This is a genomic window from Myxococcus sp. AM011 (assembly GCF_013372595.1).
GTDB lineage: Bacteria > Myxococcota > Myxococcia > Myxococcales > Myxococcaceae > Myxococcus > Myxococcus eversor.
Genome location: NZ_JABXEM010000349.1, coordinates 1 through 9,725, shown reverse-complemented (window position 1 = coordinate 9,725; position 9,725 = coordinate 1). Strand labels below are relative to the sequence as shown.

Here is a 9,725-nt window from a genome sequence, read left to right as displayed (position 1 = left end):
GTGGGCTCGGAGATGTGTATAAGAGATAGCGTTGAGCAGTCCGGTGACGGCACCATCACCGGACTGCTCAACGAGCTGCGCGCGGCGGGCGTGGCCCTCCCCGCCATCGGCGTGCTCCCCATGGGCACCGGCAACGCCTGGGCTCGAGTCACCGGCGCCCCCCGTCCCGCCGTGGCGCTCAAGCAGATCGCCGCCATGCGCGAGGTCCTGCCGCCCACGCGTCCCTTCTCCCTGGTGCGCGTGGAGGGCAAGGTGGCGCCCTTCGCCGGCACGGGCTGGGACGCGGAGATGATTCAGGACTTCAAGGATCAGCTCTCCGCCGCGGGTCCGCTGCGCAGCCAGCAGGCGGGCCTGCGCGGCTACCTCACCGCCATGTTCACCCGGACGGTGCCTCGGCACATGTTCGGCTCCGGCAACCCCCGGGTGTCCGTCTACAACGTGGGTGAGCCCGCCCTCACCGTGGACGCTCGCGGCAACGTGATTCCGGTGCCCGGGGGTGAGACGGGCGCGCTTCTGTACGAAGGGCCCGCGGGCGTGGCCGGCGCCGCCACGACACCCGAGTGGGGCTTCGGCTTCAAGGCCTTCCCCTTCGCCCAGAGCGTGCCGCACCGGCTCTCCGTGCGCGTCTACAGCGCCGGCGTGGTCGAGGCCACGCGCAACATGTTCAAGCTGTGGCGCGGTGAGCACCCGCTGCCGCACATGCATGACTGGTTCGTCCAGCGCCTGCGCATGGACTTCGACCGCGACGTGCCCTTCCAGATGGGCGGCGACGTCATCGGCCTGCGGCGCTCGGTGGAGTTCGACCTGGCCGAGGAGAGCGTCCAGCTCGTCGACTGGCGCAAGCTGTCCCGCATGGTCGACGTGTAGCGGGCAGCACCCTCGTTGACTCGGGTGTGCTCCGGACACTATGCCGGTGCGCCGTGAGCCACACCTACGAGTACCCGAGACCTTCGTTGACGGTGGACTGCGTCGTCTTCGGCCTGGACGACGATGACCTGAAGGTGCTGCTCATCCAGCGCGGGGTGGAGCCCTTCGAGGGCCGCTGGGCGCTGCCGGGCGGCTTCGTGAAGATGGACGAGTCGCTCGAGGCCGCCGCTCGGCGCGAACTGGAGGAGGAGTCCGGCCTGCGTCCCGGACACCTGGAGCAGCTCTTCACTTTCGGAGAGCCCGACCGGGACCCTCGGGGCCGGGTCATCACCGTGGCGTACTTCGCGCTGGTGAAGCTCAGCGCCCACTCGCTGCGCGCCGCCACCGACGCCCGCGAGGCCGCGTGGTTCTCCGTCTGGGACACGCCCAAGCTGGCGTTCGACCACGCGGACATCCTCAACACCGCGCTCCAGCGCCTCAAGGGCAAGGTGCGCTACCAGCCCATCGGCTTCGAGCTGCTGCCGCCCAAGTTCACCCTCACCCAGCTCCAGCGCCTGTACGAAGTCGTGTTGGAGCGCGAGCTCGACAAGCGCAACTTCCGCAAGAAAATCCTGGCCATGGACCTGCTGGAGGAGCTGGACGAGGTGGAGCAGGACGTCTCCCATCGCGCCGCGCGCCTCTACCGGTTCGACCACAAGAAGTACCGCCAGCTCGAGAAGGCCGGCTTCAACTTCGAACTCTGACCCCTCGCTGTCCACCAGCGCACGGAGGCCCTGTCCTCCCGGCCGCCCGTGATTGCGTTGACATAGTGTCTAAAGGACACTATGTTGGTGTCGTAGATAAACGAATCCGGAGCGAGGCTCCGCGGGACGTCGCCACCAGAGGAGAGGCGCGGCCCGTGGAGTCCCCCTTCTGGGGCGTGGGAGGCCGCCGCTCTCGGGGACCCCGGGAGACGAGGCGCGTCACCTTGCAGCACCTTCGCGTGCCGAGCCCGTTCGCGGGCCACGGGAGAGCCATGTCCTCGCTGCCCTTCGATGTCGCCGCCGCCTCCGTGCAGGGCCGGGAGCACGCGAGGGCGGGGCGCAACAACCAGGATGCCTGGTGCGTGCGGGCCAGCGAGCATGGGCTGGTGGCGGTGGTGGCGGATGGCTGTGGAAGCCAGCCGTGCAGTGAGCTGGGCGCGCAGCTCGGCGTGCGGCGGGTGGCGCAGGCGGCGTTGGTGCGATTGGCGGAAGACGGGCGTGTGGATGAAGCCGGGTTCCTTCCCGGGCTGCGAGAGGACGTGCTGTGTCTGCTGAGCGAGCTCCGGGGGGAGCTGGGCCGCGACACCTTGGGGGACTTCCTCTTCACGGTGGTGGGCGCGGTGCTGACGCCCTCTCACACGCTCGTCTTCTCCGCGGGGGATGGGGTGTGGTGCCTCAACGGCGAGGTGCATGTGCTGGGGCCCTTCGCGAACAACGCGCCGCCCTACCTCGCGTATGCCTTGTCGAGCGGAGCGCAGACGCCGCTCGTCGCGCAGGCCCTGGTGCCGACGCGGGACGTGCATGTGCTGATGCTCGGGACGGATGGCGTCTCCGACCTGGCGAAGCTCGCGGAGGCGCGCCTTCCGTCGAGTGACGAGCCGGTGGGCGCGCTGTCGCGGTTCTGGACGGAGGACCGCTACTTCGCGAACCCGGATGCGCTGCGCCGCAGGCTGGCGATGCTCAACCGCGAGCACGTGCGCGCCGACTTCGAGGCGCGGCGACTGGAGCGCACGCCGGGCCTGCTCGCGGACGACACGACGATGGTGGTGCTGCGTCGTCGCATGGGGAGGGCGTGACGCCATGGACCTCTGGCTCGAAGGCAAGAAGGTGCGGCTCAATCCCGCGAAGGCGCTGGGCAAGGGCGGCGAGGCGGATGTGTTCGACCTGGGGGATGGCCGCGCCCTCAAGGTGTTCAAGCCGCCCGAGCACCCGGACTACACGGGGCTCGCCAGCGAGCAATCCGCCGCTCGCGCCCGCCTGGACGAGCATCAGCGCAAGCTGCGCGCCTTTCCCACGGGCTTGCCAGGGCGGGTGGTGACGCCGCAGGCGCTGGCCACGGACAAGAAGGGACAGACGGTACTGGGCTACGCCATGCGCAAGCTGGACGGCGTGGAGTCCCTGCGGCGCTTCGGCGAGCCCTCGTTCCGCCGCGTCGGCGCCACGTCCGCGCGCGTGGTGGAGGTGTTGTGTGGGCTGCATCGGACGCTCGCCGGGGTGCATGCCTCGGGCGTGGTGGTGGGCGACTTCAACGACTTGAACGTGCTGGTGACGGGGCCGGCGGACGCGCACCTCATCGACGCGGACAGCTTCCAGTTTGGAGGCTTCCTGTGTTCGGTGTTCACCGAGCGCTTCCTCGACCCGGTGCGCCTGGGCGGTGCGACGAGCCTCGTTCCGACGAAGCCCGCCTCGGATGTGAGTGATTGGTATGGCTTCACCGTGGCCGCGATGCAGTCGCTCCTCTGCGTGGGGCCTCACGGCGGCGTACACCGGGCGAAGTCCCCGGCGGCACGGACGACTCCCGCGGGGCGATTGCTCCAGCGCATCACCGTCTTCCATCCAGATGTACAGTATCCGAAGCCCGCGCTTCCGCTGCGCACGCTGCCGGATGACGTGCTTCACCACCTGCACCGCGTCTTCGTGGAGGACCTGCGCGGTGTCTTCCCGCTGCCACTGCTGGAGGGCCTGCGCTTCTCCGCCTGCGCGTCGTGTGGCGTCGAACATGCGCGGAGCGCCTGTCCCACGTGCCAGCCCCACGCGGTGGCGGCGAGCACACCCGTCACCTCGGCTCGCGGTCAGGTGACGGCGACGCGCCTGTTCTCCACGCGCGGCGTCCTGGTGCACGCGAGCGTGGAGGAGGGCGTCCCCCGCTGGCTGTACCACGCGGACGGAGCCTATCGACGCGAGGACGGACGCGTGGCGCTGCGCGGACCCCTGGACCCCTCCTTGCGCTGGTCGCTGCAAGGGGACGCGACGCTGGTGGGGCGCGACGGAGTGGTGGCGGTGCTCGTCCCGGAGCGCCAGCCCGAGCGACTGAGCGTGGATTCTCCCGAGGGACGCCCGGCCTTCGCCTCCAATGCGAGACATCGCTACTGGGCGGTCGGCGGTGGACTGTGGCGGGACGGCGTGCAGGGGCCGGAGCGCATCGGCGACGTGCTGGAGGGACAGACGCGCTTGTTCGTGGGGCCTCGCTTCGGCCTGGGCTTCCATCGCGCGGGTGGACTGCGGGACGCGTTCATCTTCGATGCGGAGCGTCTGGGATTGCGAGACGGACTCGTGTTGCCGTGGCCCTCGGGACAGCTCGTGGACGCGGACTGTGTCTTCGACGGGACGCTGGCGTGGTTGTTCCTCGCGGAGGAGACGGCGGGGCGCACCCGGCACCACTGCGTGGTGGTGGGCTCGGACGGAGTGGTGCGCGCGAGCGATGTGGCCGAGGCGGGGGATGGCTCGTGGCTGGGTGGCGCGTTTCGGAGCGGACGGTGCGCGGTGGGGGAGGCGCTGTTCCGCGCGACGGACGTGGGCCTCACCCGCGTGGAGCTGCGCGGCGGCCGGCTGGAGGCCGTGCGCGAGTTTCCGGATGCCGAGCCCTTCGTGGACTCGGGTTGTCAGCTCCTGCTGACTCGGCAGGGGTTGTTGGTGGTGGGCAGACAGGACCTCACCACGCTGCGGATGGCGTGAGCGATTGAATTCTTCACATGGGGGTAGCGCGATGAAGAAGCACTTGAAGGAACTTCCGATGCCTGGCTTCTACCGGGCGGACCACGCGGGCCAGTACAGCTATGGCCCCGACGCGGGAAGGCTCCAACTGGAGGCGGGCGCGTGGCGGGGCGCGCATGGACTCACTTCGGCGGCGGCGGATGGGTTCAACCTGCACCTGTTGCTCATCGACGTGCAGAAGGACTTCTGCTTCCCGGAGGGCTCACTCTACGTTGCCGGACGCAGCGGACGCGGCGCGGTGGACGACAGCCGCCGAATCGCCGAGTTCATCTACAAGAACCTGGGCACGCTGACGAACGTCACGGCGACGCTGGACACCCACTTCGCGTACCAGATTTTCTTCCCGTCCTTCTGGGTGGACCAGGATGACAAGCCGCTCACGCCGTACCGCGAGGTGACTCGCGAGCACATCGAACGCGGGCAGGCCCGGCCCAACCCCGCGATGGCGAAGTGGCTGTGCGGCGGCAACTACCCCTGGCTGCTCAAGCAGGTGAAGTACTACTGCGAGGAGTTGGAACGCGCGGGGAAGTACACGCTGTACCTGTGGCCGCCGCACTGCCTCCTGGGCGGCGACGGACACGCGCTGGCCGGCGTGGTGCAAGAGGCGCGGCTGTTCCACTCGTACGCGCGCGGCATGCAGTCCTGGGCGGAGGTGAAGGGCGGCAACCCGTTGACGGAGAACTACTCCGTGCTGCGGCCGGAGGTGATGAGCCGGCATGACGGCCAGCCGCTGGCACAGCGCAACACCCAGTTCCTCAAGACGCTGTTGACGGCGGACGCGGTGGTGATTGGCGGACAGGCCGCGAGCCACTGCGTGAAGAGCTCCATCGACGACCTGCTCGGAGAAATCGTCGCGCAGGACGCGGCGTTGGCTCGCAAGGTGTATCTGTTGACGGACTGCATGTCCGCGGTGACGGTGCCCGACGGCAAGGGCGGCTTCGCGGCGGACTTCACCCCGCAGGCGGATGCGGCGCTGAAGCGCTTCGCCGACGCGGGCATGCACCTGGTGAAGTCCACGGACCCGCTGACGAGCTGGCCGGACCTGCGCATCGGCTGAGAGTAGTCCCTTCGTCACGAATCTGATGCTCCGACCTTGCTCCGAAGGGAACGAGGCGGGCGGAGCCATGCCCTCGGACCGAGGGAGAAAGTGAGCTGGACATGAGCAGCACAAGCAAGTCGACGTGGGCCCACCCGACGGCGGTGACGAAGCTCTTCGAGGACGCGCACGCGGAAGGGGTGCTGAGCCCCGCGGGGTTGCAGGCGCTGTCCGTGGTGGACCTGGGCGCGCAAATCCAGGCGGGGCTCGGCGTGCGCGTGGAGGACGTGCAGGCCAGCGAGGTGGTGCTGGTGACGGTGATGCCGGACGACTCGGGGAGCATCTCCTCGGGCGGGCACACGAAGACGGTGTGCGACGGGCACAACCTGGTGCTCGACTCGCTGCTGGCGAGCAAGCAGAAGGACGGCGTCCTCTTCCACACGCGCTACCTGAATGGCCATGTCCTCAATCCCTACCGGCCGCTGGAGGACGTGGTGCGGATGCACTCGAAGAACTACAGCGCGGACCAGGGCACGCCGCTGTACGACCAGGCCGTGGTGCTGTTAGGCACGGTGCTGGCGAAGTCCCAGGAGTTCAGCGGAAACGGCGTGCCGGTGCGCACGGTGACGCTGCTGATTACCGACGGCGCGGACATGCACTCCAGCCGCGCCCGGGCGAAGGACGTGGCGGCGGTGGTGAATGATTTGCGCCGCGCGGAGAACCACATCGTCGCGGCGATGGGCATCGACGACGGGAGCACGGACTTCCGGCGCGTGTTCCTGGAGATGGGCATCGAGGACAAATGGATTCTGACGCCCGGCCAGACAGCGCAGGAGATTCGCGCGGCCTTCCAGGTGTTCAGCCAGTCCGCGGTGCGAGTGAGTCAGGGGGCCGCGAGCTTCAGCCGCACGGCCCTGGGTGGCTTCGGACGGTGAGGCGTCAGGCCTCCTCTTCTTCCTCTACTTCTTCATCTTCTTCGATGTACTTGAAGACGAACCGTGACGTGTCGGTCAGGGCTTCGAGCACGGTGAAGCCCGGCCCAGCATCCATGACTCCTACAGCGTTCGTGTCGAGGTAGATTTCAATGTACCGGGCGCGCTCCAGGTCCTCGACGAGCCTCCAGCGGATGCCGCTCGGGGGAAGCCTGTCGCCTTCGCGGTAGCAGGGGACCTCGAAGGAGACGGGGGTGGAGAGCCGTGCCGGGTCGCCTCGGAAGATGCGGGCGATGCGTCCTTCCACCACGGCCTCGCCCGGGGTGTGGGGCGGGAGCGTGACGCGGGTTACCTCGAGCTGGACGTGAAGCTTCGCGTGTCGGGCGGCGCTGGCATCGCGACGGGCATAATCAGAAGGAAGGAGGGCCATGTCCAAAGCCTACCCTGACGAGGCCCGGAGAGGGATTCCTCCCCGGGCCTGATGATTCCCTTCGTGGCTCAGTGCACGCGGGCGGGCGGCAGGTTGGACGGCACCAGGCCCACGGACTTGAGGCCCGCCGTCGGCGCGCACACCAGCGCCTTCAAGTCATCGGCGCGCCGGGTGAGGTCGTCGAACGTTCGCACCGACTTCGTCATCGGGTCCGTCACCGTGGTGCCTCGCAGGTAGGGCGACAGCGCAGACGCCGCTCCCCGCGAGCGAGGAGCCACGTGGACGAACTCCGTCTGCGTCTCACCCGCGTGACAGCCGCTGCACGTGTTGAGGGAGAACTTGTGGCGCACCTCGTTCGACACGTTCGGCGCGCGCCAGAAGAAGTCCAGCGGCACCAGCGAGTGGGCCGCGAGGAACGGGAAGCCCCCGAAGGTTTCGGGCACCACATGCCGTTCCGCGAGCACGTCCGCGCTGTTCTCCGTCAGGTAGGTGGCCAGCAGTTGCGTGTTCTCGAAGTGCATCGCGGGCGTCAGCTTCGTCGTCGCCGGCATCAGGCCGAGCGGCGAGAGGATGAACTCGCGCATCTCCCACGGCTCCGCGAGCTCGATTTCATTGGTGCGAATCTGGTTCAGCGCGCTGCCCTCGTGCCGACCCGTCATCACCCCCCGCTTCGAGAAGCGGTCCGTGAGTGCCTGGAGCTTCGCGTTGTAGCCCGCGTTGCCCACCTTCACCGTGCCCAGTTCATGCCAGTCCGTGGCCCAGCGCTGGATGGACTCCGGCGTGGTGCCGGGCAGGGCGTACTCCAGGATGACGGTGAACTCGAGCGGCACACCGCTCGGGTCCACCACGCCGTAGATGAAGCGACCCTCTCCGGCCTGGATGCCCTGCTCGCGCAGGTCGATGCGGTTGATGATGGCCAGCAGCCGGAACGGCGCCGAGTTGAAGTCCAGCGGCGCCGACGGCCCGCCACTGCGCGCCTCCCACGGCCCCAGCACGCGCGTCTGCATCTCCGGGCGCGGGGGAATCTCCAGCCCGTTCACGTTCTGCTTCCCAAGCCACGTCTTCAGCCACGCACGCACCATCGGCGACGGGTCCTGTCCACCGGCCAGCTCGCGCATCACCGTGCCGAAGTGCCACGCGCCACCGGGCGCCGTGCGCACCGGGTCCTCGACGACGGACAGCGCCGTAATCATCAGCTCGCTCGGCTTGTCGATGGTGCACGTGGAGGTGGGCTGGCACACCGTGCGGGACTCGCAGCCGTTGGACGCCTTGCCGTCGCAGTCGTAGTAGCCCGGCGCGCAGGTGGTGCCGCACGTGGCCGCCACGCAGACGCCGTCCGCGTAGGGGCCGTCCTGGCAGGAGTTGCCGCAGGTGCCGCAGTGGTTGGGATTCGCCGTCAGGTCCACCTCGCAACCGTTGGAGGAGCGGCCGTCACAGTCCGCGGTGCCCGGCGGGCAGCGCAACTCATACGCGGGCCCTTCGGCGCACGTGGACACGTTGCCCGAGGCGTCCTTCGCTGAGAGGAACACCCGGTGGCTGCCTCCGGCGCTGAAGGGCGCGGTCGCGGTGAAGCGTCCCTCCGCGTCCGCCTGCACCGTGCGCGCGGGGGTTCCCGTGCACGCGACGTCGATGAAGATGGCCACGGTGGAGTGGGGCTCGGCGGTGCCCGTGACGACGAGCTGGCGGCCGCTGTTCAGGTACTGCCACTTCACGTCCGTGACGCGGGGCGGGGCCGGCGGGGTGCCGTCATTCTCGTACTCCATGGGATTGGAGCAGGGGGAAGGCGTGGAGTAGCCGCCCGAGTCCTTGGCTCGCGCGGACACGGTCACCTTCTCGTTCCTGGCCACATTGAACCGGGCGGAGAAGGAGCCGGCGCCATCCGTGGTCAGCGTCTGCTCCGCGGTGCCCTGGCAGGTGGCGTTCTTGAAGAGCTCCACGGTGACGCGCGGCTCCGCGCGGCCGTTGAAGGTGGGCTGGGGGCTGCCACCGGGCGAGCCCGGGTTGGTGTTGAGCAGCACCGGGGCGAGCCGCGGTGTGCCGTCGCCGTAGGGGTAGTCCACGGTGGGGCTGCAGGGTGAGCCATTGCCGAGGTCGTCATAGGCGCGCGCGGAGTAGGTGGCTCCGGGCGTCGTCGGGACGTCGATGGGGACCTCGCAGTAGTTGTTGGAGCCCGCCACGGTGCTCGCGACTTCTTGTCCGTAGCAGTTCGGGCCCTCGTACACGCGCACGGTGGCGCCTGACTCGGTGTGGAGCGTGAGGCGGCGGAGCCTTCCGATTTCAGCCTGCGTCCAGGCGGGCGCGGGGGTCTCCGGAGGCGTGCGGTCCACCCGGACGGTGTTGCCGAGGCGGACGTTGTTGTCCTCGCGGGTCTCCGTGGCGACGCCGTCCGGGTCCACCCTGGCGCTCAGGAAGTAGCTGCCCTCGGGCACGGACCGTGCGCTCACCGAGGCGGAGACTTCCCGACATTCGCCGGAGCGGAGGGAGAGGCGGTTGCTGGTGGCCAGGAGGATTTCATTCGTCCCAGGACCCGAGGCGGGGGTGAGGAAGAAGGAGGCCTCCGTCGAGCCGGCGCCGCCGCCCTCATTGCAGAGGCGCGCCCGGACGCGCAGTTCTCCCGTGCCGAGGGCGGAAGGGCCGGAGACGGACTCCACCTGGAAGTCGGGGCCGCCGAACTCGGGGCCAGGCTCGGTGGGGTCGGGCCGGGGCTGGGTGGGGTCCTCATC

Annotated in this window: 8 protein-coding genes; 6 read left to right on the top strand and 2 right to left on the bottom strand. The window is 69.2% G+C overall.

The window, feature by feature from the left end; genetic code table 11:
• The 6 genes from HUW62_RS42675 to HUW62_RS42650 form a co-directional block, all read left to right on the top strand.
• The coding region (locus HUW62_RS42675) for a diacylglycerol kinase family protein (RefSeq protein WP_176437704.1) at positions 1-867 on the top strand (867 nt) is incomplete at its 5' end.
• Between the two features lie 53 nt (positions 868-920).
• The gene (locus tag HUW62_RS42670) at positions 921-1,610 is read left to right on the top strand and encodes an NUDIX hydrolase (RefSeq protein ID WP_176437703.1); all 690 of its coding nucleotides are present in this window, start codon (positions 921-923) and stop codon (positions 1,608-1,610) included.
• 272 nt (positions 1,611-1,882) lie between these two features.
• Positions 1,883-2,686 (top strand): protein phosphatase 2C domain-containing protein, encoded by an 804-nt coding sequence (locus HUW62_RS42665; RefSeq protein WP_163866026.1) that lies wholly within the window; start codon positions 1,883-1,885, stop codon positions 2,684-2,686.
• A 4-nt stretch (positions 2,687-2,690) separates the two neighbouring features.
• Positions 2,691-4,565, top strand: a complete 1,875-nt coding sequence (locus tag HUW62_RS42660) for a hypothetical protein (RefSeq protein WP_176437702.1) — start codon at positions 2,691-2,693, stop codon at positions 4,563-4,565.
• 31 nt (positions 4,566-4,596) lie between these two features.
• Positions 4,597-5,661, top strand: a complete 1,065-nt coding sequence (locus tag HUW62_RS42655) for a nicotinamidase (protein ID WP_163866028.1) — start codon at positions 4,597-4,599, stop codon at positions 5,659-5,661.
• Between the two features lie 101 nt (positions 5,662-5,762).
• Complete coding sequence (locus HUW62_RS42650; RefSeq protein WP_163866029.1) at positions 5,763-6,575, top strand: hypothetical protein; 813 nt, start codon at positions 5,763-5,765, stop codon at positions 6,573-6,575.
• 4 nt (positions 6,576-6,579) lie between these two features.
• Here HUW62_RS42650 and HUW62_RS42645 read toward each other — a convergent pair whose 3' ends face one another.
• Positions 6,580-7,002: a hypothetical protein gene (locus HUW62_RS42645; protein WP_176437701.1), complete on the bottom strand. Its 423-nt coding sequence runs from the start codon at positions 7,000-7,002 to the stop codon at positions 6,580-6,582.
• A 68-nt stretch (positions 7,003-7,070) separates the two neighbouring features.
• Positions 7,071-9,725, bottom strand: a 2,655-nt coding sequence (locus tag HUW62_RS42640; RefSeq protein ID WP_176437700.1) for a CARDB domain-containing protein, incomplete at its 5' end; no start/stop codon positions are given.

Bases quoted from the DNA above. Each gene is read 5' to 3' on its own strand.
- HUW62_RS42665 (WP_163866026.1), top strand. From the start codon at position 1,883: ATGTCCTCGCTGCCCTTCGATGTCGCCGCCGCCTCCGTGCAGGGCCGG.
- HUW62_RS42660 (WP_176437702.1), top strand. From the start codon at position 2,691: ATGGACCTCTGGCTCGAAGGCAAGAAGGTGCGGCTCAATCCCGCGAAG.
- HUW62_RS42655 (WP_163866028.1), top strand. From the start codon at position 4,597: ATGAAGAAGCACTTGAAGGAACTTCCGATGCCTGGCTTCTACCGGGCG.
- HUW62_RS42650 (WP_163866029.1), top strand. From the start codon at position 5,763: ATGAGCAGCACAAGCAAGTCGACGTGGGCCCACCCGACGGCGGTGACG.
- HUW62_RS42645 (WP_176437701.1), bottom strand. From the start codon at position 7,002: ATGGCCCTCCTTCCTTCTGATTATGCCCGTCGCGATGCCAGCGCCGCC.